This window comes from Bradyrhizobium sp. HKCCYLS3070, from assembly GCF_051167575.1.
GTDB lineage: Bacteria > Pseudomonadota > Alphaproteobacteria > Rhizobiales > Xanthobacteraceae > Bradyrhizobium.
This window is the reverse complement of the sequence record NZ_JBNPTI010000002.1, coordinates 620,399-647,178: the sequence shown is the minus strand read 5'-3', so window position 1 is coordinate 647,178 and position 26,780 is coordinate 620,399. Positions and strand designations below refer to the sequence as shown.

At 66.6% G+C, this 26,780-nt stretch carries 23 protein-coding genes; 2 read left to right on the top strand and 21 right to left on the bottom strand.

The features are described from left to right. The first annotated feature begins 185 nt into the window (after window positions 1-185). On the top strand, window positions 186-1,805 hold the full coding sequence (locus tag ACQR03_RS11600; RefSeq protein ID WP_316201145.1) for a rhodanese-like domain-containing protein: 1,620 nt from the start codon (window positions 186-188) through the stop codon (window positions 1,803-1,805). Between the two features lie 185 nt (window positions 1,806-1,990). Here the strand turns inward: ACQR03_RS11600 and mmsB are convergent, their stop codons facing one another. From mmsB to ACQR03_RS11495, 21 genes are all read right to left on the bottom strand, one after another. After that, a complete protein-coding gene (gene mmsB, locus ACQR03_RS11595) occupies window positions 1,991-3,181 on the bottom strand; it encodes a multiple monosaccharide ABC transporter permease (RefSeq protein WP_316167685.1) in 1,191 nt (396 codons plus the stop codon). 21 nt (window positions 3,182-3,202) lie between these two features. Next, window positions 3,203-4,753, bottom strand: coding sequence for a multiple monosaccharide ABC transporter ATP-binding protein (gene mmsA / locus ACQR03_RS11590; RefSeq protein WP_315750337.1), 1,551 nt, complete (start codon window positions 4,751-4,753; stop codon window positions 3,203-3,205). Between the two features lie 82 nt (window positions 4,754-4,835). Beyond that, window positions 4,836-5,906 carry a multiple monosaccharide ABC transporter substrate-binding protein gene (gene chvE / locus ACQR03_RS11585; RefSeq protein WP_315750336.1) on the bottom strand — a complete coding sequence of 357 codons (1,071 nt, stop codon included), beginning with the start codon at window positions 5,904-5,906 and terminating at the stop codon, window positions 4,836-4,838. Between the two features lie 109 nt (window positions 5,907-6,015). Continuing rightward, on the bottom strand, window positions 6,016-6,897 hold the full coding sequence (locus ACQR03_RS11580; RefSeq protein WP_315750448.1) for an SMP-30/gluconolactonase/LRE family protein: 882 nt from the start codon (window positions 6,895-6,897) through the stop codon (window positions 6,016-6,018). Continuing rightward, window positions 6,897-7,976, bottom strand: a complete 1,080-nt coding sequence (locus ACQR03_RS11575; RefSeq protein WP_316167680.1) for an aldose epimerase family protein — start codon at window positions 7,974-7,976, stop codon at window positions 6,897-6,899. The genes ACQR03_RS11580 and ACQR03_RS11575 overlap by 1 nt, the downstream gene beginning before the upstream one ends. A gap of 4 nt (window positions 7,977-7,980) precedes the next feature. Beyond that, the gene (locus ACQR03_RS11570) at window positions 7,981-8,907 is read right to left on the bottom strand and encodes a Gfo/Idh/MocA family protein (protein ID WP_316167678.1); all 927 of its coding nucleotides are present in this window, start codon (window positions 8,905-8,907) and stop codon (window positions 7,981-7,983) included. Between the two features lie 2 nt (window positions 8,908-8,909). After that, window positions 8,910-9,839, bottom strand: coding sequence for a dihydrodipicolinate synthase family protein (locus tag ACQR03_RS11565; protein ID WP_316201147.1), 930 nt, complete (start codon window positions 9,837-9,839; stop codon window positions 8,910-8,912). 9 nt (window positions 9,840-9,848) lie between these two features. After that, complete coding sequence (locus ACQR03_RS11560) at window positions 9,849-11,585, bottom strand: IlvD/Edd family dehydratase (protein ID WP_315718202.1); 1,737 nt, start codon at window positions 11,583-11,585, stop codon at window positions 9,849-9,851. After that, a complete protein-coding gene (locus ACQR03_RS11555) occupies window positions 11,582-12,325 on the bottom strand; it encodes a FadR/GntR family transcriptional regulator (RefSeq protein WP_315718201.1) in 744 nt (247 codons plus the stop codon). Before ACQR03_RS11555 ends, ACQR03_RS11560 begins: the two co-directional genes overlap by 4 nt. Next, window positions 12,322-13,317 carry a galactofuranose ABC transporter, permease protein YjfF gene (yjfF, locus tag ACQR03_RS11550; protein ID WP_315718200.1) on the bottom strand — a complete coding sequence of 332 codons (996 nt, stop codon included), beginning with the start codon at window positions 13,315-13,317 and terminating at the stop codon, window positions 12,322-12,324. Before yjfF ends, ACQR03_RS11555 begins: the two co-directional genes overlap by 4 nt. Continuing rightward, window positions 13,314-14,306: an ABC transporter permease gene (locus tag ACQR03_RS11545; protein ID WP_315718199.1), complete on the bottom strand. Its 993-nt coding sequence runs from the start codon at window positions 14,304-14,306 to the stop codon at window positions 13,314-13,316. Before ACQR03_RS11545 ends, yjfF begins: the two co-directional genes overlap by 4 nt. Further along, window positions 14,303-15,853 carry a sugar ABC transporter ATP-binding protein gene (locus ACQR03_RS11540; protein WP_316175846.1) on the bottom strand — a complete coding sequence of 517 codons (1,551 nt, stop codon included), beginning with the start codon at window positions 15,851-15,853 and terminating at the stop codon, window positions 14,303-14,305. The genes ACQR03_RS11545 and ACQR03_RS11540 overlap by 4 nt, the downstream gene beginning before the upstream one ends. A 109-nt stretch (window positions 15,854-15,962) precedes the next feature. Then, entirely contained in the window at window positions 15,963-16,928 is a 966-nt protein-coding gene (ytfQ, locus tag ACQR03_RS11535; protein WP_315718196.1) for a galactofuranose ABC transporter, galactofuranose-binding protein YtfQ, read from the bottom strand. A gap of 240 nt (window positions 16,929-17,168) precedes the next feature. Continuing rightward, window positions 17,169-17,813, bottom strand: a complete 645-nt coding sequence (gene eda / locus ACQR03_RS11530) for a bifunctional 4-hydroxy-2-oxoglutarate aldolase/2-dehydro-3-deoxy-phosphogluconate aldolase (RefSeq protein ID WP_315827044.1) — start codon at window positions 17,811-17,813, stop codon at window positions 17,169-17,171. Continuing rightward, the gene (locus ACQR03_RS11525; RefSeq protein ID WP_409977992.1) at window positions 17,810-18,706 is read right to left on the bottom strand and encodes a sugar kinase; all 897 of its coding nucleotides are present in this window, start codon (window positions 18,704-18,706) and stop codon (window positions 17,810-17,812) included. Before ACQR03_RS11525 ends, eda begins: the two co-directional genes overlap by 4 nt. A 47-nt stretch (window positions 18,707-18,753) precedes the next feature. Then, window positions 18,754-19,785: an L-idonate 5-dehydrogenase gene (locus tag ACQR03_RS11520; RefSeq protein WP_434841252.1), complete on the bottom strand. Its 1,032-nt coding sequence runs from the start codon at window positions 19,783-19,785 to the stop codon at window positions 18,754-18,756. Between the two features lie 33 nt (window positions 19,786-19,818). After that, window positions 19,819-20,586, bottom strand: a complete 768-nt coding sequence (locus ACQR03_RS11515; protein WP_315750327.1) for a glucose 1-dehydrogenase — start codon at window positions 20,584-20,586, stop codon at window positions 19,819-19,821. 83 nt (window positions 20,587-20,669) lie between these two features. Beyond that, window positions 20,670-21,866, bottom strand: coding sequence for a mannonate dehydratase (gene uxuA, locus ACQR03_RS11510; protein ID WP_434841253.1), 1,197 nt, complete (start codon window positions 21,864-21,866; stop codon window positions 20,670-20,672). Between the two features lie 33 nt (window positions 21,867-21,899). Next, window positions 21,900-22,625 (bottom strand): GntR family transcriptional regulator, encoded by a 726-nt coding sequence (locus ACQR03_RS11505; RefSeq protein ID WP_434841254.1) that lies wholly within the window; start codon window positions 22,623-22,625, stop codon window positions 21,900-21,902. Between the two features lie 18 nt (window positions 22,626-22,643). Further along, window positions 22,644-24,506, bottom strand: a complete 1,863-nt coding sequence (locus ACQR03_RS11500; protein ID WP_434841255.1) for a TRAP transporter large permease — start codon at window positions 24,504-24,506, stop codon at window positions 22,644-22,646. Window positions 24,507-24,578: 72 nt separating this feature from the next. Further along, window positions 24,579-25,595: a TRAP transporter substrate-binding protein gene (locus ACQR03_RS11495; RefSeq protein WP_434841256.1), complete on the bottom strand. Its 1,017-nt coding sequence runs from the start codon at window positions 25,593-25,595 to the stop codon at window positions 24,579-24,581. 174 nt (window positions 25,596-25,769) lie between these two features. Between ACQR03_RS11495 and ACQR03_RS11490 the strand changes: the two genes are divergently transcribed. Beyond that, window positions 25,770-26,780, top strand: coding sequence for a Zn-dependent oxidoreductase (locus tag ACQR03_RS11490; RefSeq protein ID WP_434841257.1), 1,011 nt, complete (start codon window positions 25,770-25,772; stop codon window positions 26,778-26,780).

Sequence of the window (26,780 nt, the reverse complement as noted above, 5' to 3'; positions counted from 1 at the left end):
CTGCCGCCGAGCGCAATCGGGGGCGGCGGGCTGGACAAACGGTCGTCCTGCCGCCACACAAGGGCGATTCCATGCGCCCCGGCCCCGGGCCGCGCACCGTGATTGTGGGTCCATGCCGCAGGTCTGCTCCACGGACGCATGAACGATGCCGGGGACCGCGGCGGACCTCACCTGCGGACTCCCGAATGACATCGCCGACGCCCTCTCACCTGCCCCGAAATGCATCCGATCAGCCGCGCCAGACGACCCCGACCGAGCTGCGGCGGCGCTGGCGTGCCGGCGAGGAGGTGGCGCTGCTCGATGTCCGCGAGGAGGGCCCCTACTCGCTGTCGCACCCGTTCTTCGCGGTGTCGCTGCCACTGTCGCAGATCGAGCTGCGCATCCTCGATCTCGTGCCGCGTCTGAATGTACCCGTCGTCGTTTATGATGACGGCGAAGGCTATGCCGCCCGCGCGGTGCCGCGCATTCATGCACTGGGCTACACCGACGTCGCGATGCTCGCTGGCGGGCTGTCGGGCTATGCGCGCCATGGCGAGGTGTTCCGGGACGTCAACGTGCCGAGCAAGGCGTTCGGCGAATTGGTCGAGGCCATCCGGCACACGCCGTCTCTGTCGGCCGACGAAGCCAAGGCGCTGATCGAGCGCGAGTCGAATCTGGTCGTGCTCGACGCCCGCCGCTTCGAGGAATATCGCACCATGAGCATCCCGCGCGGGGTCAGTGTCCCCGGCGGCGAGCTGGCGTTTCGGGCGCGCGAGCTCGCGCCGTCGCCCGACACCACGATCATCGTCAACTGCGCCGGACGCACGCGCTCGATCATCGGCACGCAGTCGTTGATCAATGCCGGGCTGCCGAACAAGATCTATGCGTTGCGCAACGGCACCATCGGCTGGACCCTTGCCGGCCATCAGGTCGAACGCGGCAGGACCGCGCGCATGCTGGAGCGGCCAGAGGCGAGCTACGCGACCGCGCTGGCGGATGCCAAGGCCTGGTCCGAGCGCGTCGGGGTCGGCGTGCTCGATGCCGTGACCTTCGCGCGCTATCAGGCCGAGGCTGGGACGCGCACGCTGTATTGCCTCGACGTTCGCACGCCCGAGGACTACGCCGCCGGCCATCCGGCTGGCTTCGCGTCGGCGCCGGGCGGCCAGCTGGTGCAGGCGACCGACGAGTGGGTCGGCGTGCGCGGCGCCCGCCTGGTGCTGTTCGACGATGACGGCGTGCGCGCGCGCATGACGGCGTCATGGCTGAAGCAGATGGGCTGGGACGTGGCGGTCGTGGGACCGGATGTCGTTGGAACGACCGAAACCGAAATCCGCGCCGCACGCCGACCGCCGCTGCCGCAGCTTGGCGACGCGGCGATCAGCGCCGAGCAACTCGCGGCCGATGCGGCGGCGTGGACCATCGTCGATCTCACGCGCAGTCCGAGCTACAAGGCCGGACACATTCCGGGCGCACACTTCGTGCTGGCGTCGCGCTTTTCATCGGATCTCGTCAAGCTGCCAGGCGACGGTCCGATCGTGCTGACAAGTGACGACGGCGCCGAGGCGGCCTTTGCGCTTGCGGATGCACGTGCCGCAACGACGCGTGAGCTCCGCGCGCTCACCGGCGGTACGCGCGCCTGGACGGCTGCCGGCCATGTGCTGGAGAGCGATCGGTCCTCATGGATCTCGCCTGCCGACGACGTCTACAAGCGTCCCTATGAGGGCACCGACAACGCCGCCGAAGCGATGCAGGCCTATATCGACTGGGAGCTGCAGCTCGTCGCCCAGCTCGCCAACGACAGCGTGTCGAATTTCCACGTGGTATAGGTCGGCGACGGACTCGACCTCGTCATTCCGGGGCGCCCGCAAGGCGAGCCCGGAATCCATTTCACTGGGGAGCGTGAGGACAGATGGATTCCGGGCTCGCGCGACGCGCGCCCCGGAATGACGGGGGCGGATGCCGAAGAGCCCCGGCTAAGACGCCCTGTCAGAGAATGTGCGGCGTATAGCGCTCAGCGGCGCTGGTTGTAGACGTCGATGCAGACGGCACCGAGCAGCACCAGGCCCTTGATGACCTGCTGATAGTCGATGCCGATGCCGAGGATGGACATGCCGTTGTTCATCACGCCCATGATCATGGCGCCGATGACAGCGCCGCCGACCCGTCCGACGCCGCCATAGGCCGAGGCGCCGCCGATGAAGCACGCCGCGATGACGTCGAGCTCGAAGCCGAGGCCGGCCTTCGGCGTCGCGGTGTTGAGCCGGGCGGCGAAGATCAGGCCGGCCAGCGCGGCCAGCACGCCCATGTTGACGAAGGTCATGAACACCAGCCGCTCGGTCTTGATACCCGACAGCTTGGCCGCCTTGGCGTTGCCGCCGACCGCATAGATCTGCCGGCCGATCACCGTGCGGCGCGTCATGAAGCCGTACAGCGCGATCAGCGCGGTCATGATGACCAGCACGTTGGGCAGGCCGCGATGCGAGGCGATCAGATAGGTGAAATACATCAATGCGCCGGCCAGCACGACGTTCTTGGCGGCGAAGAAGCCGAACGGCTCGACCTCGATGCCGTGCTCCACTTCGCGCGCGCGGCCCTTGACGCTGGCATAGACCAGAATGAGCGTCAGCACCGCGCCGATCGCGAGCGACGTGGGATAAAGGTGCGCCGCGCTCGGCATGAACTCAGGGATGAAGCCGGACGACAGCTTCTGGAACGTGCCCGGGAACGGCCCGACCGACTGCCCCTGCAGCAGCGCCAGCGCCAGACCCTTGAACACGAGCATGCCGGCCAAGGTGACGATGAAGGAGGGAATGCCGAAATAGGCCACCCAATAGCCCTGCGCGGCGCCGATCGCGGCGCCGACGATCAGGCAGGCGATGATCGCGAGCGGGAAGTCGATGTGATAGCGCACCATCAGCACGGCGGCGACCGCGCCGACGAAGCCCGCAACCGAGCCGACCGACAAATCGATGTGCCCGGTCACGATCACCAGCAGCATGCCCAGCGCCATGATGACGATATAGCTGTTCTGCAGCACCAGGTTGGTGAGGTTGAGCGGCTGCAGCAGGGTGCCGTCGGTCATGAACTGGAAGAACAGCATGATCACGAACAGCGACAGCAGCATGCCGTAGCTGCGCAGATTGTTCTTCAGGAAGCCGCTATGCGACTTCTCTTCCGGGAGCGAAACCGTCTTGTCGGTCATTGCTGGCGTCCTCCCGACCGCTTACGCGGCCGTCTCCTGGTTCTTGATGGTTTCGTTACGCATGATGGCGCGCATGATCTTTTCCTGCGTCGCCTCCGGCCCGGCGAACTCGCCGACGAAGGCGCCGTCATTCATCACGCAGATGCGGTCACAGATTCCGAGCAGCTCCGGCATCTCCGATGAGATCACGACAACACCCCGGCCGGCATCGGCGAGCTCCTGGATGATACAGTAAATCTCATACTTTGCGCCAACGTCGATGCCCCGCGTCGGCTCGTCAAGGATCAAGACCTTGGGATCGGTCATCAGCCATTTCGACAGCACGACCTTCTGCTGGTTGCCGCCGGAGAGCTGGCCGGCCTCCTGATAGACGTCGGAGCAGCGGATGCGCATCCGGCCGCGGTAGCCGGACGCCGCCTTGAGCTCGGCGATGTCGTCGATCACGCCGTTCGGCGCGACCTGGGATAGGCTCGCCAGGGTGATGTTCTTGCGCACGTCGTCGGCCAGGATCAGGCCGAGCTGCTTGCGGTCCTCGGTGACATAGGCGAGGCCGGCATCGATGGCCGCCGGTACGCTGTTGAGATTGACGTCGTGGCCTTCGAGGCGGGCGCGGCCCGTGATGTTGACGCCCCACGAGCGGCCGAACAGGCTCATGGCGAATTCGGTGCGTCCCGCGCCCATCAGGCCGGCGATGCCGACGATCTCGCCGCGGCGCACCTGGAAGTTGACGTTCTTGATCACTTGGCGGTCGGAATGCTGCGGGTGGTAGACCGACCAGTTCTCGACCGTGAACACGGGCTCGCCGATCTTGGGCTGCCGCTCGGGGAAGCGGTGCGCCATGTCGCGATTGACCATGCTCTTGATGATGCGGTCCTCCAGGACCGGCTCGGCGCGGCAGTCGATGCTGTCGACGCTGCGGCCGTCGCGGAGCACCGTGATGCGATCGGCGACGCGGGCGACCTCGTTCAGCTTGTGCGTGATCAGGATCGAGGAGATGCCCTGCTCGCGGAAGGTGACGAGGCGGTCGAGCAGCGCCTGGCTGTCGGCCTCGTTCAGGCTCGCGGTCGGCTCGTCGAGAATCAAGAGCTTGACGCGCTTGGACAGCGCCTTGGCGATCTCGACCAATTGCTGCTTGCCGACGCCGAGATCGGTGATCAGCGTATCCGGCGATTCCTTCAGGCCGACCTGGGCCAGCAGTTGCTGGGTGCGCCGGTAGACCTCGTCGCGATCGATGACGCCGAAGCGTTGCGGCGCATGCGACAGGAAGATGTTCTCGGCGATCGACATCAGCGGGATCAGCGCGAGCTCCTGGTGGATGATGATGATGCCGAGCGCCTCGGAATCGTTGATGTCGCGGAAGCGCCGCTCCTCGCCCTCGAAGATGATCTGGCCCTCATAGCGGCCATAGGGATAGACGCCGCTCAGCACCTTCATCAAGGTCGACTTGCCGGCGCCATTCTCGCCGACCAGGGCGTGGATCTCGCCCGCCTCGACCGTGAAGCTGACGTCGCGGAGCGCCTGCACGCCCACGAAGCTCTTGCTGACGCCGCGCATCTCGAGGATTGCCGTCATCGCCCTGTTTCCCGCAACACTTGAGCCGCCCTAAACGAGAGTAGCCGGCGAGCGCATGGCCGCGCTCGCCGGCCGGTTGAGATCACTCGACCTGCGACTTCTTGTAATAGCCGCTGCCGATCAGAACCTTCTCCCAGTTGCTCTTGTCGACGACGACCGGCTTGAGCAGATAGGCCGGGACGACCTTGACGCCGTTGTTGTAGGTCTTGGTGTCGTTGACCTGCACCTGCTTGCCGCTCAGCGCAGCATCGACCATGTCGGCGGTCACCTTGGCGAGGTCGCGGGTGTCCTTGAAGATGGTCGAGTACTGATCGCCGCGCAGGATCGCCTTGACGGACGGCACTTCGGCGTCCTGGCCGGAGATGACCGGCATCGGCTGGTTGCCGCTGCCATAGCCGACGCCCTTCAAGGAGGAGATGATGCCGATCGAGAGGCCGTCATAGGGCGACAGCACCGCGTCGACACGCTTGTTGCCGTAATAGGCGCTGAGCAGGTTGTCCATGCGGGCCTGGGCGGTGGCGCCGTCCCAGCGCAGGGTCGCGACCTTGTCCATGCCCTTCTGACCGGACGCCACCACGAGCTTGCCGGAGTCGAGATAGGGCTGCAGCACCGACATCGCGCCGTTGTAGAAGAAGTAGGCGTTGTTGTCGTCCGGAGAGCCGCCGAACAGCTCGATGTTGAACGGGCCCTTGCCGTCCTTCAGGCCGAGCTTGTCGACGATCGACTGCGCCTGCAGCACACCGACCTGAAAATTGTCGAAGGTCGCGTAGTAGTCGACATTCGGCGTGTCGCGGATCAGGCGGTCATAGGCGATCACGGTGACGCCCTTCTCCTTGGCCTGCTTCAGCGCGTCGGACAGCGTGGTGCCGTCGATCGCCGCGATGACCAGCACCTTGGCGCCCTTGGTGACCATGTTCTCGACCTGCGAGAGCTGGTTCGGGATGTCGTCCTCGGCATATTGCAGGTCGGTGTTGTAGCCGCGCTCCTTCAGCACCTTGACCATGTTGTTGCCGTCGTCGATCCAGCGCGCCGACGACTTGGTCGGCATCGCGATGCCGATCGTCGGCTTGCTCTGGGCCATTGCAGCGCCGGACAGGGCCACGGCGCCGAGGCCGGCCAGCGCGGCGGCCATGATGGTCTTGAAATTCAGCATGCTTCACTCCCTCTAAGATTTTCAGATTTGAACTAGGAATACGCGATTGCGTATCTTGATACCAGATGGCTGTTAGGCTGAACGACGCTCGACTCGATTGTTCCTCCTCTCAGATCGACAGCTTGACGTCAGGCTCGGCGCGACCGTGAGCGCCGACCTCGAGAAGGAAAGTCTGGCCATGGCCGGGGTCGGCCGCCTTGGCCGCCGCGTCCATGTCCTGCCAGGCCGACGTGACCAGCAGGCGCGACAGACCGGGGCCGACGAACGCCGGGCAGCTCGCCTGGCTGGCCGGAACCGCGATGCTGCGGAGATGCTCGCCCTGCGGGCTGTAGACATCGACGCAACCGCCGCCCCAGCGTGCGTTCCAGATGCGCCCCTCGGCATCGACGACGGCGCCATCCAGCCCCCCGACGCCGGCATGGCGCAGCAGGACCTCCGGCTCACCGCGCGGCAGGCCCGTCTCCGGGTCGAGTGCGACACGATAGAGGACGTTCTCGTCGGTGTCGGCGAAATAGCCGATCGTGCCATCCGGCGAGAAGCAGATCGCGTTGGGAATGGTGACGTTGGGGAACAGGCGGATGATCTCGCCGCGATGCAGCGCGTAGATCGAGCCCAGGCCGCATTCGGCGTTGCGGCCCATGGTGCCGATCCAGAACGTCCCGGAGGGATGAACCCGGGAGTCGTTCGACCGCGTCGCCGGATTGTCGGCTTCGAGCGGCAGATACAGGGATAGCGCACCGTCGGCGATGCTGCGGATGTAGAGCCCGTCCTCGGCCACGATCAACTGCCTGTTGGCATCGATACGGCCGAGCGCGCTCGCCATCCTGCCGAGGCCATGCCGGCGGAGTTCGCCGCTGCCGATCTTGGCCTCGAACAGCAGGCCTTCACGAATGTCGAACCACCAGGCGGTGTCGGTGTGGGGATCGTAGGTCGGCCCCTCGCCGAGATGGCAGCGCTCGTCGCAGAGGATCGTGGTCGGCACCTGCTCCATCATGCGGACGCTCCCGCGGTCGAGAAGCGATACACCGTCTCGTGCTTGTAGACGTCGTCGGGCGCAAGACGCGCGCTGGGAAAATCCGGGCGGTTCGGACTGTCCGGCCAGACCTGCGGCTCCAGGCAGAGCGCGTCGGACTGACGATAGACACGCCCCTTGCCGGTCACGGTCCCGTCAAGATAGTTTCCGGAATAGACCTGCAGGCCGGGCTGATCGGTGAGCAACTCCATGACGCGCCCCGAACGCGGGGACGCCAGCCGGGCGGCCAAGCGCACCCCCGCCTGCTGTCGAAGGCAGAAATTATGATCGTAGCCGCGACCGCATTTGATCTGCGGGTCGTCAGCGCGGATGCGGGCACCGACCGCATGCGGCTCGCGGAAATCGAACGGCGTGCCGGCGACAGCGTGCGGCGGCCCTTCCAGCGGGATCGCGGTCTCGTCGATCGCAAGATAATGGTCGGCTTCGACGGTCAGACGATGATCAAGGATGTCGCTGCCGGCGGCCAGGCCATCGAGATTGAAGAAGCTGTGGTTGGTCAGGTTGACCACCGTCGTCCGGGTGGTCCGGGCGCTGAAGCTGACAGCCAGCTCCATCGGCCCGGTCAACTGATAGGTGACACGAACGTCGAGCCGCCCCGGATAATTGGCCTCGCCGTCGGGACTGACATAGAGCATCGTGACCGAGGGCTGGGCGCCGTCTTCGGTCGCGACGATCTGCCAGAGCTTGCGGTCGAAGCCGTCGGGACCGCCATGCAATGCATGTGCACCATTGTTGGCGTCGAGGCGCAGATCCTGACCGTCGAGCGAAAAGCGCGCCTTGGCGATGCGGTTGGCGTAGCGCCCGACCGTCGCACCGAAGAACTTTCGGAGCTTGACGTAGCTCAGCAAGTCGTCATGACCGAGCACCACGTCATCGACAAGCCCCTGCGCATCCGGCACCAGCAGCGTCTGCAGCGCCGCGCCGTAGGTGATGATCCGCGCCTCGAAACCGTGAGCGCCACGCAAGGTGACGCGCTCGACCTCGCGGCCGTCCGGCAGGCTGCCAAACACATCCCTGGTGATCCGCGCTTCTGCCATCGCTCTAGTCCTCGAACGGCTCGACGAATTGCCGGCGGCCGAGCAGGAACGCATCGGCCACCAGCCGCAGCGGCGCAAGATCGACGTCACCAGCGCCGGTCTTCGTCAGCTCGACGAAGCGACGATAGAGGCCGGGATATTCGCGTTCCTTCTCGTCGACCATCGGCTGATCGTCCGCGGTCATCCGCGCGCCGCCGAGCGACAGCTTCAACTGCCCGGCGTCGGTCTCGATCCGGATGTCCCAGCTCTGCGGCCCGGTCTGGCGGAAGTCGAACTCGGCCGCGATCGGCAGGTCGCTGGCTGTCGACAGTGACAGGTTGGCCGCGATCGGCGCCTGGCGGTTGGACGGAAACGACAGTTCGGCCTCGGTCAGGAACACCGGCTCGGGCAGGATGCGGGTCAGGATCGACAGCGCGTTGATCCCCGGATCGAACACGCCGAGCCCGCCCGGCTCCCAGATCCAGGCCTGTCCGGGATGCCAGACGCGCACGTCCTCCTTCCAGTCGATGCGCACGCTGCGGATCTGACGCGACGACAGCCACGCGCGCGCCGGCTCGACGGCCGGCGCATAGCGCGAATGCCAGGTCGCGAACAGCGTGCGCTGCTTGGCAGCCGCGAGCGCGATCAGTGGATCGAGCTCGCTGACCGCCGCACCCGGCGGCTTCTCCAGCATCACGTGCTTGCCGGCCTCGAGCGCGGCCTGCGCCTGCGCGCGGCGCACCTGCGGCGGCGTGCATAGCGAGACGGCGTCGATCTCCGGCCCGTCGCGCAGCAGCTCCTCGATGGTGCCGAAATGCGGCAGGCCTGGCAGAGAGGCGTTGCGGCTCGCCACCGCCGTCAGGGTCACGCCCTCGGTGGCGGCGATCGCCGGCACGTGCTGATCCCTGGCGATCTTACCAAAGCCGACGATGGCGACACGAAGCTCACTCATCTCTAGCGTCCCCAGCGCAGCACGACTGGGTCGAGCCGGCGCGCAATCTCGATCAGTCCCTTCTGGGTCGCCGGATGAATTGGCGGCTGCGGCGCGCGCAGCGTGTCGTGGCGGATCACGCCGCCCGCCTTCATCAGGATCTTGCAGGTGGCAAGCCCGCACTGCCGGTTCTCGTAGTTGATCAGCGGCAGCCAGCGCTCATAGGCCGCCGCCGCGGCCTCGCGGTCGCCCGCGAAATACGGATCGATGACCTTGCGAATGCCGTCGGGATAGCCGCCGCCGGTCATCGCGCCGGTGGCGCCCGCGTCGAGATCGGCCATCAGGGTGATTGCCTCCTCGCCGTCCCACGGACCTTCGATCGCCGGGCCGCCTGCCTCGATCAGCGCGCGCAACTTGTCGGCCGCACGCGGCACTTCGATCTTGAAATAAGCGAGGTTCTCGATCTCCTTGGCCATGCGCGCCAAGAACGGCACCGATAGCGGCGTGCCGGCGACCGGCGCGTCCTGCACCATGATCGGGATCGAGATCGCGTCGGAGACGCCGCGATAGAATTCATAGATCGAGGTGTCCGGCACGCGGAAGGTCGCGCCGTGATAGGGCGGCATCACCATGACCATGGCAGCGCCCTTCTCCTGCGCCCGGCGCGAACGCTCGGCGCAGACAAAGGTCGAGAAATGCGTCGTGGTGACGATGATCGGCACGCGGCCGGCAACATGCTCCAGCACCGTGGTCATCACCAGATCGCGCTCGTCATCGGTCAGCACGAACTGCTCGGAGAAATTGGCGAGGATGCAGATGCCGTGCGAGCCGGCATCGATCATGAAGTCGATCGCTCGCTTCTGGCCTTCGAGGTCGAGACGGCCGTCGGCGTCGAACACGGTCGGCGCCACCGGGAAGACTCCCTTGTAGAGCTTTTTGGCGGAAGCGGTCATGGGCCCCTCTCAGTGATTGTCGCGCGGCACGGGCGAGCCGGTGCGGCCGACGAGGAAATCGAAATCGACGCCGCGATCGGCCTGCAGCACGTGATCGATGTAGAGCTTCTGATAGCCGCGGGCCGCATGCGGCTTCGGCGGCGTCCAGGCGGCGCGGCGTGCGGCCAGTTCCTCGTCGCTGACATGCAGATGCAGCCGGCGCGCGGCGACGTCGAGCGTGATCATGTCGCCGTTCTTCACCAGCGCCAGCGGTCCGCCGACGGTAGCCTCCGGCGCGACATGCAGCACCACCGTGCCGTAGGCCGTGCCGGACATGCGCGCATCGGAGATGCGGATCATGTCGCGCACGCCCTGACGCAGCACTTTCGCAGGCAGCGGCATGTTGCCGACCTCGGCCATGCCCGGATAGCCCTTCGGCCCGCAGTTCTTCAGCACCATGATGCAGGACGCATCGATGTCGAGATTGTCGTCGTCGACCGCGTCATGCATCTCCTCGACGCTCTCGAACACGACCGCGCGTCCCGTATGGTTCATCAGTTCCGGCGAGGCCGCCGACGGCTTGATGACAGCGCCGTTGGGGGCGAGATTGCCGGTGAGAATGGCGATGCCGGCTTCCGTCTTGAACGGGGTCTCGAACGGTGTGATGACCTCGGCGTTCCAGTTCGGAGCCTCGGCGACATTGTCCCACAACGTCTTGCCGTTGACGGTGCGCGCGTCCTTGTGCAGCAGGCCGCGCTCGCCGAGCGCACGCAGCACCGCCGGCAGGCCGCCGGCGTAATAGAAGTCCTCCATCAGGAAGCGGCCCGACGGCATCAGGTCGACCAGGCAATGCACGTCGCGGCAGAGCCGATCGAAATCATCGAGCGTCAGCTCGACGCCGACACGGCCGGCGATCGCGAGCAGATGCACGACGGCATTGGTCGAGCCGCCGATCGCGGCCAGCGTGCGGATCGCGTTCTCGAACGCCTGGCGCGTCAGGATATCCGACGGCTTGAGATCCTCGCCGACCATCTGGACGATGCGCCGTCCGGCCATGCGGGCCAGCAGGTTGCGCCGCGCATCCGCAGCCGGAATCGCCGCATTTTCCGGCAAGCCGATGCCGAGCGCCTCGACCATCGAGGCCATCGTCGAGGCCGTGCCCATGGTCATGCAGCTGCCGGCGGAGCGGTTCATGCCGGCCTCGGCCTCGTGGAATTCCTTCAGCGTGATCTCGCCGGCACGCAGCTGCTCGCTCATCGAGATGATGTTGGTACCGGAGCCGATGATCTGGCCACGATAGACGCCGCGCAGTTGTGGCCCGCCTGAAACACCGATCGCAGGCAGGTTGGCCGAGGCGGCGCCCATCAAGAGCGCCGGCGTGGTCTTGTCACAGCCCATCAGCAGCACGACGCCGTCGAGCGGGTGGGCGCGGATCGCCTCCTCGACATCCATCGAAGCGAGGTTACGGAACAGCATCGCGGTGGGGCGCATCGTCACCTCGCCGAGCGAGGAGACCGGAAACTCCAGCGGATAGCCGCCGGCATCGAGCACGCCCTGGCGGACATGCTCGGCGATGACGCGGAAATGCGCGTTGCAGGGTGTCAGCTCCGACCAGGTGTTGCAGATGCCGATGACCGGACGGCCCTCGAAGCGATCCTGCGGCGTGCCGCTGTTCTTCAGGAACGAGCGATAATAGAAGCCCATCTTGTCCTGGCGGCCGAACCACGCCTGGCTCCGCAGCGTCTTCTTCTCGTTGTCGTTGCTCATTCCCGGTCCGTTCGTGCAGCCGACTGGGCATGGCGCCGCCGGCCGTTGTAGATGACTTCGATCATGGCCTCGGAGGCGCCGTCGGCGTCTCCATCCGCGATCGCGTCGATGATGCGCTGGTGCCAGACCAGCACGGTGTCGCGATCGGCGGTCTCGATCGGGGCGCTCAGGACGAACGAGGCGCGCAACGCGGCCTCGATGACAGCGCCGATCGAGCGCATGAAGGGATTGCCCGAGGCGTTGGCGACCGCGATGTGCAGCGCAAGGTCAGCCTCGGCGAAAGCGACCGATGTCGATGGCTCGCGCTCCATCTGCGCCATCGCCTTGCGCATCGCCGCGACGTCGTCATCCGTACGGCGTTCCGCCGCGAGCGCCGCGGCGCGCGGCTCGATCGCCAACCGGATCTCGGCGAGGTCGGCGAGGAAGCGCTTGTCGATGCCCGCGTCGAGGTGCCAGGCGAGCACGTCGGGATCGAACATGTTCCAGTCCGAGCGTCCGCGCACCACGGTGCCGACGCGGGCCTTGGTCGACAGCAGACCTTTTGCAACGAGGGTCTTCACGCTCTCGCGCAGCACCGGCCGTGAGACGCCGAAGGTCGCGGTCAGTTCGGCATCACCCGGCAGCCGCGCCCCCTCGGCCAATCGGCCGGAGATGATGTCGATGCCGATGCTGCGAGCGACCTCGGCATGGTTGGAATGCGCGCGCCGGGTCGGAATCGAGACGATGTGCGACGTCGTCATGTCGGCGCCCCCATCGGCTTGGCCCCTGCGGGCTTGACGGATGAGCGGCGCGCGAGCGCCATCAGACCTTGTTGCAACGCAATGAAGACGAACAACAGAACCCCCGTGGCGATCTTGGTCCACCAGCTCGACAGCGTGCCGTCGAAGTTGATGTAGGTCTGGATCATGCCCTGGATCAGGACGCCAAGGAAGGTGCCGATGACCGAGCCTTGTCCGCCCGTCAACAAGGTTCCGCCGATCACCACGGCCGCGATTGTATCGAGCTCGACGCCAACGGCCGAGAGCGAGTAGCCGGCCGCGGTGTAGAACGAGAAGACGATGCCGGCGAGGCCCGCAAGCACGCTCGACAGCATATAAATGCGGATCGTCATCGGCCCGACCGGAATGCCCATCAGGGCTGTCGCCACACGGCTGCCGCCGAGCGCGTAGACGTTGGCGCCAAACCGGGTCAAATGCAGCAGCAACGCGCAGAGCACCAGGATCACGAGCATCGCCATCGCGATCGCGGTGAGCCGTCCGCCGCCTGGCAGCCGGATCGCAAAGTCGGAGACGGCACTGTAGATCGGAGCGGTGATCGGAATCGACTCGGTCGACAGCAGGAAGCTGACGCCGCGCGCCAGGAACATGCCCGCGAGCGTCACGATGAAGGGCGGCAGCTCAAATACGTGAATGACCGCCCCCATCGCGGCGCCGAACAGCGCGCACAGCACGAGCACCATTGCGAACGCGGCAAACGGCGGAATGCCCCAGCGCTCGACCGCCAGAGCCACGAACACCGTCGTGAAGCCGATCACCGAGCCGACCGACAGATCGATGCCGCCGGAGATGATGACGAAGGTCATGCCGGCCGCGACGATGCCGAGGAAGGCGTTGTCGGTGAGCAGATTAGCGACGACGCGGGTCGAGGCGATGTTCGGGAACTGCAGCGCGCACAACGCGAAGCCGGCGACCAGCACGAACGCCGTGATCGCAACCGAGGTCGAGGCCTTCATGGCTTGGTCCTCCGCCAGCGCGCGGTGAAGCGCGAGAGATCGCCGAGCCGCGGCGATTGCGCCAGCAGCACGGCAAGTACGACGACGGCCTTGACCAGCAGATTGAGCTCCGGCGGATAGCCCGACAGCAAAATGCCGGTGTTCATGGCCTGGATGATCAGCGCGCCGGCCACCGCCAGCACCAGGCTGAAGCGGCCGCCAAACAGCGAGGTGCCGCCGATCACGACGGCGAGGATCGCATCGAGCTCGAGCCACAGCCCGGCATTGTTGGCATCCGCCCCCATGATGTCGGCGGCCGCAATGACGCCCGCGAGCGCGGCGCACAGTCCGCACCAGACATAGACCGACAGGATCATGGCGCGGGTGCCGACGCCCGACAGCTCGCTGGCGCGCGCGTTGCCGCCGGTCGCCTCGATCAAGAGCCCGAGCGCGGTGCCGCGCACGACCGCCCCCGTCACCAGCAGCATGCCGATCGCGATCACGACCGGCGTCGGCAGGCCGAGCACGGCGCCGTTGCCCATCCAGACCAGATCGGGCGACGTGAACGTGACGATGCGCCCCTCGGTGATGAGCTGCGCGATGCCGCGTCCTGCGACCATCAGGATGAGCGTTGCGACGATCGGCTGGATACGCAAGAAGGCAACGAGGATGCCGTTCCAGAGCCCGCACACCAGACCGACAGCGAGCGCGGAGCCGATGACCACCGGCAGCGAATGCGTATCGGCGAGGCTCGCCGCGGTGGCGCCCGCGATCGCCATCACGGCACCGACCGAAAGGTCGATGCCTCCGGTCGCGATGACGAGCACCATGCCCAGCGACAGCAGCGCCACCGGCGTGCCGCGGTTCAGGACGTCGATGACGCTGCCGAACAGCCGGCCGTCCTGCAGATGGAGATTGAAGAACTGCGGCGACACCGCGCGATCGATGATCAGGATCAAGATCAGTGCGAGCGCTTGTGCCAGGCCACGGCGGGGAATGCGAAGCGTCATGATGCGGCCTCGCGCACGGACTCGGTATCCGCAGCGATCGCCGCAAGAATGCTGGAGACCTCGACGGCGTCGCCCTTCAGCTCCTCGACATGGGCGCGGTCGCGCAGCACGATGACGCGGTTCGAATAGGTCACGATCTCGTCGAGCTCGGAGGAGATCACAAGCAGCGCCAGCCCCTGCTCGCACAGCTCGCGTACCAGCCGGATGATCTCGGCATGGGCCCCGACGTCGATGCCGCGCGTCGGCTCGTCCAGAACGAGGAGCTTCGGCGACGTGGCGAGCCAGCGCGCCAGCAGCGCCTTCTGCTGGTTGCCGCCCGACAGCAGCCCGATCGGACGTTCCGGATCCGGCGGCCGGATGTCGAGCATGCGGATGTAACGCATCGCGATCTCGTCCTGCTCGCGCCGCGACAGTGGCCGGTGCAGGCCGCGCCGCGCCTGTAGCGCCAGCACGATGTTCTCGCGCACGGTGAGGTCGGCAACGATGCCCTCCGTCTTGCGCTCTTCCGGACAATAGCCGAAGCCGAGCCCGGCGGCATCGCGCGGCGAATTCAGCCGGACGGTCTCACCGTTGACGGTGGCCGCGCCGCTGTCGGCGCGCTCGGCGCCGAACACGAGCCGTGCCGTTTCGGTGCGTCCGGAGCCGAGCAGGCCGGCGAGCCCGACCACCTCGCCGCGGCGCAGCTCGAGATCGAACGGCGCAAGGTAGCCCTGCTTGCCATAGCCCTTGAAACTGATGCAGACCTCGCGCGCCTTGTCCGGCTGGCTCGCTGCGCGTTCGTGGGTGGTCTCGGCCAGCTCCCGCCCGAGCATCATGCGGATCAGGTCGAGCCGCGGCAGATCGGCAATCTCGCGCGTGCCGATCAGCCGGCCGTTGCGCAGCACCGTGACGCGGTCGCAGATCTCATAGACCTGATCGAGGAAGTGGCTGACGAAGATGATGCCGATGCCATCAGCCGCGAGCTTTCGCATCACCTTGAACAGGATCTCGACCTCGTGGCGGTCGAGGCTCGCCGTGGGCTCGTCGAGAATGAGGACGCGCGCCGACAGATCGACGGCGCGCGCGATCGCCGTGATATGCTGGACCGCGACCGAGTAGCTCGAAAGCGGTGCGCCGACGTCGATGTCCAGCCCATAATCCAGCAGCAGCGCATGCGCGCGCCGCCGCATCTCGGCCTCGCGCACGACGCCGAACCGCGTCGGCTGCCGGCCGAGATACAGATTTTGCGCCACCGAGAGGTTCGGCAGCAGATTGACTTCCTGATAGACGGTGGCGATGCCGGCATCGACCGCGTCCTTGGCCGAGCGCGGCGCGATCTCCCGATCGGCCAGCCGCACGGTGCCGGCGTCCCGCGCGAAAACGCCGGTGACGACCTTGATCAGCGTCGACTTGCCGGCGCCATTCTCGCCGAGCAGCGCGTGGATCTCGCCCTCACCCAGCATGAAGTCGACATCCTGCAGCGCCTTGAGCGCACCGAAGCTCTTGGTGAGGCCGCGGATCTCCAGAAGAGACGGACGCATCGCCGGCGGAGCTGAAGGATCAGACATGACGAACTACTTGGGCAAGACCGGAAAGTCGACGCCCGCACGCGATGCGGGCGCCACGATCGATTTCCGTCGTCCCGGCAACAGCCAGGACGACGGCGAGATCTTCGGCTCAGTAGCCGAGCCCCTTCTTGCTGTCGTAGACCTTCTGCGGATCGTCAGTCGCGGTGTAGAGCTTCGATTCCGTCTGGATCCACTTCGGCGGAACGGTGCCCTTCTCCTTGAAGGCCACGATTGCGTCGAACGCCGGGCCCGCCATGTTCGGCGTCAGCTCGACGGTGGCGTTGGCTTCGCCGGCGGCGATCGCCTTGAAGATGTCCGGCACGGCGTCGATCGAGACGGTCAGAATGTCCTTGCCCGGCTTGAGCCCGGCTTCCTTCATCGCCTGGATGGCGCCGACCATCATGTCGTCGTTGTGGGCATAGACCGCGCAGATCGACTTGCCGCCGTTCTCGGCCTTGATGAAGCTTTCCATCACCTCCTTGCCCTTGGCACGGGTGAAGTCGCCGGTCTGGCTGCGAACGACCTTCAGGTTGGCGTTCTTGGCGACGACGGCGTCAAAGCCCTTCTTGCGGTTGGTGGCGACGCTGGCGCCGACCGTGCCCTGCAGCTCGACGACGTTGCAGGCCTTGCCGCCGACCGTCTTGGCGAGCCACTCGCCTGCCACCTCGCCCTCGTGCACGCTGTCGGAGGTGACGGCGGTCAGATAGAGGTCCTTGCCGGAGGGATCGATGTCGCGGTCGAGCAGCACGACCGGGATCTTGGCTTCCTTGGCTTCCTTCAGCACCGCGTCCCAGCCGGAGGCCACGACCGGTGCGAGGAAGATCGCGTCCACGCCCTGGGCGATGAAGGAGCGGATCGCCTTGATCTGGTTCTCCTGCTTCTGCTGGGCGTCGGCGATCTTCAGGTTGATCTTGCGCTTGGCGGCTTCAGATTTCGAGACCGAGGTCTCGGCGGCGCGCCAACCGGACTCCGATCCGATCTGCGAGAAGCCGACGGTCAGCTCAGCGGCGCCAGCAGACGTGGCAAGCAACAAGGCGGCCGTTGCCGAGGCCGCAAAGAGGGCTTTCAGGGTCATCAGACGTTCTCTCCCAAAAAGGTACTGTTTTTTGATGCGCCGCCGCAAACAGCGGTGCCGACGCACCTATTCACCCGCCTCGACGGCCGGTGACGTCCGTTATTCCACGGAACACTTGGGATGACTAGTCATATTATTTGACTGTAATACTTTTTGAGAAGGACAGGCGCCGACGGAGGCCCACGCTGCCGAAGATGAGCGTCGGACACAAACAAAATTTTAAGTTGTGGATAGGCCAGATCAGCGCAGCTTCGTCGCGTCGCGGGCGCGCTGCTCGATCGCAGCCCAGGCCCCGGCCCTGATGTCGGCCGCGGGGGCGACCCAGGAGCCGCCGATCGCAACGACCTTCTTATGCGCCAGCCATTGCGCAGCGTTGCCGGCATTGATGCCGCCCGTCGGGCAGAACCGTACGTTGGGGAACGGCCCGGCCAGCGCATCCAGCGCGGCGAGCCCACCGGCCGGCACCGCAGGAAAGAACTTCACCAGCTCATAGCCGCGCGTCACGCAGGCGATGAGATCAGAGGCGGTCTGAATGCCCGGCGCGAACGGCATTTCGCCCGCATTCGCGGCATCGAGCAGGCCGATCGACAGGCCCGGGCTGATCGCGAAGGCTGCACCGAGCCCGGCGGCGCGCTCGTAGTCCGCCGGCGTCAGCACCGTGCCGATGCCGACAACGGCGTCCGGCACCTCATCGATGATCGCGCGTGCGGCATCGAGCCCCGCCTGCGTCCGCAAGGTGATCTCGATGACGCGGAGACCGCCGCTAACGAGCGCGCGCGCAAGCGGCACGGCATGCGCGGCGTCCTCGATCGTGATCACCGGAATCACCGGCGCCAGAGCGAACACCGCATCGAGCTTCGTGCGCTTGTCCAAATTGTTCATCATGCCTCGCTCATCGTCAGAATGTCCCGCGGCATCGCGGTGGCCGGGATCACGGCTCCCGGCGCCATGATCACGGCGCCGGCAAGCCGGTGGCCGGCCAACGCCGCCTTGCGGGGCGGCGCGCCCTTGATGCGCGCGGCGAGATAACCCGCATTGAAGGAATCGCCGGCCGCCGTGGTGTCGATCGGCTTGAGCACCGCAGGCGGCGCGATGTCGACCAGCACACCATCGGCATGGATCAGGCAGCCGCGTGCGCCTCGCTTGACGACGACCTCGCCGACCCCGGCTTCCTTGAAGCGGCGCAGGCTGACGGAGGCGTCGGCATCGCCGAACAGCATCTGCTCATCCTCGAGCGTCGGCAGCGCAACGTCGACCAGCGGCAGGATCGCGCGGAACGCGCGCTGCGCCACCTCGCGGCTGGCCCAGCCGCGCGGTCGGTAGTTGCCGTCGAAGACCACACGCGCGCCGCGCTTGCGCGCCACCGTCAACAGCTCACGCAGCTTGGCCTTGCCGGTCTCGCCATAGAGCGAGAGGCTGATGCCGGAGAGATAGATCCAGTCGAAGCGGGAGAGCCTATCGAGCATGTCGCGGTCGGCGCGATCGAACAGCTCGCGCGCCGGCGCGCGGTCGCGCCAATAGAGGAAGCTGCGCTCGCCCCGGGCATCGCGCTCGATCATGTACAGGCCGGGCACGCGGCCCTCGACCTGCAGCACCTCCGAGGTGTCGATGCCCTCGGCCTGCCAGGCCGCCAGCATCATGGCGCTCAAGGGATCATCGCCGAGCGCCGTGACGTAGGAGGTGGGCACGCCGAGCCGGGCCAGATAGAGCGCCGTGTTGAGCGTGTCGCCGCCGAAGCCGCGCCGGAACAGCGAGCCGTCCTCCTGCGCAAACTCCACCATGCACTCTCCGATGCAGGCGACTTTCATCGGCGTCAATCCATCCATCAAAACGTCAAATGAACCTTCATCGACCGGCTTCGATCGCTGGCGAGCTCGAAGGCGGCGACCGCCTGCTCGAATGGCAGCGCAGCCGAGATCAGCGGCTTGACGTCCAGCAGCCCCTCGCCCATCAGCCGCAGCGCCAGCTCGAATTCGCGGTCGAACCGGAACGTGCCGCGCAATTGCAGCTCCTTCGTGACCAGCGTGTTGACCGGCAAGGTCATCTCGCCGCCGAGCCCAAGCTGGACGATGACGCCGCCGGGCCTCATGACGTCGAGCGCCGCCCGCAGGGCGGCCTGGTTGCCGGAGGCCTCGAACAGCCCGTCGAACGTGCCCTTCCCGCTCCGCCACGGATCGAGCGCCGACGGCTCCGCCCCGACATTGAACGCATGGCTGGCGCCGAGCGTGCGCGCCATCGCAAGCGGCGCGTCGGCGACGTCGGTCGCCACGATCTCGGCTGCGCCGCCGTAACGCGCGACCAGGATCGACAGCGCTCCGATCGGGCCGCAGCCGGTCACCAGAACGCGCTTGCCGAGCAGCGAACCGGCCTGGTGCGCGGCATGCAGGCAGACCGACAGCGGCTCGGCCATCGCGGCCTCTCCCAGCGACAACGACGGCGCGATCGGCACCGCCTGCGAGGCATCCACGGTGACGAACTCGCGGAAGCCGCCCTGCACGTGGGGATCGCGCATCGCGCTGCCCATGAAGCGCATGTCCAGGCACTGGTTGCGCCGCCCCTCGCGGCAATAGGCGCATTTGCCGCACGGCAGGCTCGGATTGACGGCGACGCGCGTGCCCTCGGCGAGGCCGGTCACGCCGGCACCGACCGCGGCGACGTGGCCTGCGATCTCATGACCCAGCGCCATCGGCTGCTTGATGCGGACCGTGCCGAAGCCGCCGTGATGGTAGTAATGCAGATCCGAGCCGCAGATGCCGCCGGCCTCGATCTTGACCCGGACCTCGCCGGGTCCCGGCGCCGGATCGGGAAAGCTGTCGATGCGCAGATCTTTCGGCGCGTGAATGACGACCGCACGCATGGCCGGCCTCCCTGTCTCGTGTCTTCCGCGATCCTACATCGCCGCCAGCATGCCGCCATCGACATAGATGGTCTGGCCGTTGACATAGGTCGACGCGTCGGAGGCCAGGAAGATCGCGGTGCCGACCAGTTCGTCGGGACGACCCCAGCGCTTCGCCGGGACGCGCGACATCAGCCAGTTGTTGAAGTCGGGGTTGCTCATCAGCGCCTGGTTCATGTCGGTCAGCATGTAGCCGGGACCGATCGCATTGGCCTGGATGCCGTGCGCGGCCCATTCGACGGCCATCGCGCGGGTCAGGTTGCGGATGCCGCCCTTGGCCGTGGTGTAGGGCCCGATCGTCGGCCTTGCCAGCTCGCTGCCGAGCGAGCCGATGTTGATGATCTTGCCGCTGTTGCGCGGAATCATCCGCTTGGCGGCCTCGCGCCCGATCACGAACGCGCTGGTGAGGTTGGTCTCGATGACGCGGCGCCACTCGTCGGTGGTGAACTCGACCAGCGGCTTGCGGTGCTGGATGCCGGCATTGTTGACGAGGATGTCGATCGCGATCCCCTGGTCATCGAAACGCGCGAAGGCGCTGACCACGGCCTGCTCATCGGTCACGTCGAACGGGCAGGCCTCGGCCTGATGGCCCGCGGCGCGGAATTCTTCCGCCGCCGCCAGCGTGCGCGCCGGGTCGGTGCCGTTGATGACCAGCCGCGCCCCGGCCTTGGCAAAGCCTTCGGCAATAGCGCGGCCGAGGCCGCGGGAGGAGCCGGTCACCAGCGCGGTCTTGCCGGAGAGATCGAAGAGCGAGGTCGACATCTGTTCAACTCGTGGACGACGTTCCGGCTGGCATCCTCGTTGACGGACAGCGCGCTGACAAGCGCGTTATCCGGCCCTGCCGATCAAACCGGGAGACGGTTAATGGCCGCGACGGCGGTCATCACCCCGCGGATCTCGGCGAGGCCCTTGAGCCGGCCAACCAGCGGATAGCCGGGATGCGTGCCGCGGCCGATGTCGTCGACCAGCTCATGACCGTGATCGGGGCGGAACGGGATCCGCCAGTCCGGATCGCCCTCGGCCTTGCGGCGCGCCTGCTCCTTGAGCAGCGTCGTCACGATCGCAACCATGTCGACATCGCCGCGCAGATGCTCGGCCTCCATGAACGAGCCGTCGAGCATCTTGGTGACGTTGCGCAGATGGACGAAGCGGATGTGCGGGGCGAACCGCTCGGCAAGCCGCGGCACGTTGTTGTGGCCGCCGGCGCCGAGCGCGCCGGTGCAGAACGTGATGCCATTGGCCTTCGACGGGGCGGCCTCGACGATGAACTGCAGATCCTCGGCTGACGACACCACGCGCGGCAGGCCGAACAGGTCGCGCGGCGGATCGTCGGGATGGACGCACAGGCTGACACCGCACTCCTCCGCCACCGGCACCACCTCGCGCAGGAAGCGCGCGTAGTTGGCACGCAGCTCGGCATGGCCGATGCCGCGATATTTCTCCAGCATGCGGCGCAGGCCGGGCACGTCATAGCGGTCATAGGCGCCGGGCAACCCGGCCATGATGGTCGCGAGCAGCCGGTCCTTGTCGGCTTCGGAGGCCTGCGCCACCCAGGCCCTGGCGCGGTCGAGCACGTCGGAGGAGAATTCCGCCTCGGCGCCGGGCCGCTGCAGGATGTAGCAGTCGAACGCCGCCAGGCGATCCATGTCGAAGCGGAGCGCGGTGGCGCCGCCCGGCAGGCGGAAGGCGAGCTCGGTGCGGGTCCAGTCCAGCACCGCCATGAAATTGTAGCAGACGGTGGTGACGCCGCAGGCGGCGAGGTTGCGCAGTGACTGGCGGTAGTTGTCGAACAAGGACGTCAGATCGCCCTCGCCCAGCTTGATGGCCTCGGAGACCGGCAGGCTCTCGACCACGCTCCAGCGCAGCCGCAGCGATGAATCGCCTTCGATCAAGCCGATGCGCCTGATGATCTCATCGGTGCTCCACACCACGCCGTAGGGAATGTGATGCAGCGCCGTCACGATGCCGGTCGCGCCGGTCTGGCGAACCTGCGGCAAGGTGATGGGATCATCGGGTCCGAACCAGCGCCACGTCTGTTCCATGTCGTCACCTTCCAGAATGAATCAAGCGCGCGATCAGCGCCGCCGCCGTGCCCGCGTGCGCGGTTCGGCCTGCGACATCTCCTCCTGCCGGGCAAAGATGCCGTCAGCGCGGCGAAACACCTCGCGCAGATGCCGGCGCATCGCCGCGACCGCCTGGGCCTCGTTGCAGGCGGCCAGCCCGTCCAGGATCTCCTGATGCTGCGCGATCAGGAGCGGAATATGGCCGGCGTCCTCGATCAAGGTCAGATGGCGAACGCGGTCGAAATGGATCTTGGTCTGACGGATCACCTGCCAGACATGGGGATGCCGGCTGGTGCGGGCGATCGTCTGATGGAACGCCTCGTCATGGACGTAGAACTCCGCCGGCGTCGCCGCCGCCTTCTGCTTGTCGATCAGCTCGGTCAGCTCGCGCAGCGCCGTCGCATCGATGTAGCGGACGGCCTCGGCAACCAGCGCACATTCGAGATGCTCGCGGATGAACTGCGCCTCGCCGAACGCCTCGCGCGACACCGGCGCCACCACGCTGCCGCTTTGCGGATAGATGCGCACGAGGTCGACATCGGCGAGCTTGATCAGCGCCTCGCGCACCGGCGTGCGGCTGACGCCGAGCCGCTCGCACAGATCGAGTTCGGCCATCGGCGTGCCCGGCGGCAGCGCGCCGGAGACGATGTCCTCGAGCAGCCGCTCGTAGACCTGGTCGGCGAGCCGCCGGCCGGCCTTGCCGTCCCGTCGTGTCAGCGGTGTCAGATCGTCATCCATGACGGCAGTCTACCCGATTCACAGGAAGCCGATCGAGATCCATGGCAGGAACACGATCAAGAGCAGCGCAACGACGAGTGCGGCGAGATGCGGCCAGACGTGGCGGATGACCTCGTCCGGCGAGGCGCGGCCGATGGCGCAGGCGAGATAGAAGCCGACGCCGAAAGGCGGCGTGAACAGGCCGAGACCCATCGCGAACACCGCGATGATGGCGTAGTGCACCTCGTGCACGCCCATCATGCGCGCGATCGGGAACAGCAGCGGCCCGAACAGCACCACCGCCGGCACGCCCTCGAGCACGCTGCCGAGCACGACGAAGGCGAGCGCCGAAATCAGCAGGAAGCCCCAGCGGCCGCCGGGCACAGCCACCATGAGGTCCACGAGCTGCTGCGAGAAGCCGGACTGGGTCAGCGCCCAGGCCATGCCGGTCGCAGCCCCCACCACCAGCAGGATCGCGCCGGACAGCGACGCCGTATCGACCAGGATGGGATACACCCGCTTCCAGTCGAACTGGCGATAGACGAAGATGCCGACCAGCACGGTGTAGATGACGCCGATCGCCGCGACCTCGGTCGCGGTGGCGACGCCCTCGACCACAGCCGAACGGATCACGATCGGCAGACCGAGACCGGGAATAGAGATCGCAAACAGCCGCAGCCGCGTCTTGGCATCGAAACGCTGCGCGCCGCTCATGTCCTCCTTGCGCGTCTGCAGGAAGACGACGACGGAGAGTGCGATCAGGCCGACCACCGCCGGCAGCAGCCCGCCGGTGAACAGCGCCGCGATCGACACGCCCGTCACCGATCCGACCGTGATCAGCACGATCGAGGGCGGGATCGTTTCCGACATAACGGCCGAGGCCGACAGCAGCGACACCAGGTCGCCTTCCGAGCTGCCGCGCTGCTTCATCTCGGGAAACAGCGCCGGCGCAACCGCTGCCATGTCGGCCGCCTTGGCGCCGGAGATGCCGGAGACCAGGTACATCGCGCCGAGCAGCACATATTGCAGGCCACCGCGCAGATGGCCGATGAGCGAAACCAGGAACAGGATCATCGCCCGCGCCAGCCCGGCGATCTCGATCAGCGCACCCAGCAGCACGAACATCGGCACCGCCAGCAGCACCATGTGCGACATGCCCTCGCTGACCCGGCCGGGAACGATCAGGACCGGCACGGTCGTGCTGAAATGTAGATAGGCCACGGTGGCGAGCAGGAAGGTGAAGGCGATCGGCGTGCCGATCACCATGGCGCTGGCGACGAGCACAAAGAAGAAGATGAACAGATTGTAGTTGCCGAGATCCTCCAGCACAGGTGCGGCCGCATAGAGCGCCCCCGCACCGGCGAGCACCAGGGCCAGAGCGCCGACGACCTGCATGAGGCTCGCCTGCTGGATCAGCCGGTCGACCGCGGTGAGCAGCATCAGCAGCACGCCGACCAGCATCGCGGCCTCGCGATAGCCTTCGCTGATCTCGAGCACGGGCATCTGGCTGATCAGGTGGCTTTCGAGGTGGTGCCAGGACGGCATCACCAGCACGACCAGCACGGTGCAGACCAGCATCAGGCCGAGCGCGTCGGTGCGCGCCCGCCACGCCGGCGACAGATTGCGGACGAAGGCGGTGAGCCGCATGTGCTCGGCGCGTCGCAATGCGACGACGGCGCCGAGCATCGCCAGCCACACGAACAGCACGGTGGCGAGTTCGTCGGACCAGATCAGCGGAGCATTGAACACGTAGCGCGCGGCCGTGGCCGCACCGAGCAGGACCAATTCGGCGACCACGATCGCGGCGGCCAGCGCCTCGACGGCGCGGCCTAGCAGATGATCGAAACGCGCAAAGGCGCCATGCGACGGCACCGAGGTCGTCGCGGTCAGGTCAACGGCCATTCCACCCTCCCCGCAAGATCCTGCTGATGTCCGCGCATGCGGACATGCATCAGGGATGCAACGGCAGCTCGCTCAGAGCTGGCCGACCGATTTCTCCAGCAGGCCCCACGCCTCGGCGCCGAACTTGGTCTTCCACTCGGTGTAGAAGCCGGCGGTGCGCAGCGCGTCGCGGAACGGCTTGGTGTCGACCTTGTTGAAGGTCACGCCGGCCGCCTGCATGTCCGCCTGCGCCTTCTCGTTGAAGCTCTGGATGTCCTGGCGCTCCTTGACGGCGGCCTCCGACAGCGCCGCGGTGATGGCGTCGCGGACGTCGGCAGGCATGACATTCCAGCGCGCTGCATTGGCGAAGATGTAGTGGCCGTCCCAGATATGGCCTGATAGCGCGATGTACTTCTGCACCTCGTAGAGCTTGGCGCTCTGGATCAGCGCCAGCGGATTCTCCTGGCCGTCGACGATGCGGGTCTGCAGGGCCGCATAGAGCTCGCCGAAATTGATCGGCGTCGGCGCCGCGCCGAGCGTCTTGAACAGCGTCACCCACAACGGATTGCCGGGCACGCGGATCTTGAAGCCCTTGAGATCGTCGGGCGAGGCGATCGGCTTGGCGCCGGAGGTGATGTTGCGATAGCCATTGTCGAGGCATTTCGGGAGCACGTGCAGGCCGACCTTGGCGAACTCGCCGCGCACATGGTTGCCGAGATCGCCGTCCATCGCCGACCACACCTGGTCGTAACTCTCGAACGCGAACGCCACCGCATTGATCCCGCCGATCGGCACCACCGTCTGGTTCACACCTGACGTCGACATGAAGTCGAGCGCGCCGCTGCGCACCTGCGAGAACATGTCGGGCTCGCTGCCGAGCTGGCTGTTCGGATAGACCTGCAGGTCGACCAGACCATTGGTCTGCTTCTTGATGACCTCCGACGCCTCGATGATCCGGACGACGCCGGGATGGGTGGCGGGAAACGCCGTGCCGTAACGCAGGCGATACTTCGCGGATTGGGCGTGGGCCGGTCCAAACGCCAGGGCTGAGGCCCCCGCGAGCGCGGTGCCGACGAAACTTCGACGGGACATGGATGTGGCTGAAGACATTGGCAAACCTCCCCTGCCGGCCCGCTGTGGGGCCTTCTGTATGTCATTCCTGTAACCTAAGCCTATAAGGGATACCAAAATAGGTTTCAATAGATAACTTGTATCCAAGTTGTGAGGTTGCTATACGACGCCGGCTCGCGATCGAGATGAGCACTGAAGGGGATGGAGGGACGCGTGAAGAGCCTCGTGGTGGAGCGGCCCGGCCGCCTGTCGATCGAAACGCGCCCTGTCCCTGAGCCCGCCGCGGGCGAGCTCCGCCTCAAGGTCGAGCGGGCCGGCATCTGCGGCTCCGACATCCATATCCTGCACGGCAGCAACCCGTTCGCGCGCTATCCGCGCGTGATCGGCCACGAATTCTTTGGCCGCATCGACAAGCTCGGCGACGGCGTCGACGCCAAGCTTGGCGCCCGCGCGGTGGTCGACCCCGTCGTCGCCTGCGGCCATTGCTATCCCTGCTCGGTCGGCCGCCCCAATGTCTGCGCTGAACTCGCCGTGCTCGGCGTCCACCGCGACGGCGGCTTTTCGGAATATGCCTGCGTACCGGCCGCAAACGCGCATCTGCTGCCGGGCAGCGTCGACGACGACAAGGCGCCGCTGGTCGAGCCGTTCTCGATCGCCGCCAACATCACCGATCATACGCGCGTGTTCGCTTCCGACGTCGCGCTGGTCTATGGCGCCGGGCCGATCGGGCTGACCGTGATCCAGGTGCTCAAGCACGTCTACGGCGTGAAGCAGCTGATCGTCACCGACCGCATCGATTCGCGGCTCGAAGCCGCCCAGCGCAACGGCGCCGACCGCGTCATCAACACGGCAAACACCGCCCTGCCCGCAGCGCTCGCGGATGCCGGCGTGAGGCCAACACTGATCATCGATGCCGCGTGCCATCCCGCCATTCTCGCCGAAGCGATCGAGATCGCCTCGCCCGCCGCACGCATCGGCCTGCTCGGCTTTTCGGCGGAGCCCTCGACCATCGTGCAGCAGAAGGTCACGGCCAAGGAGCTCGCCATCCACGCTAGCAGGCTCAACAGCGGCAAGTTCGCCAAGGTGATCGACTGGTTCGCGCGCGGCATCTTGCAGCCGGAGCGCCTGATCACCCATCGCTACGGGCTCGACGCCTACGCCACTGCGTTCGACACATTCGAGCATAACCAGACCGAATGCTGCAAAGTGCAGCTGATCTTTTAA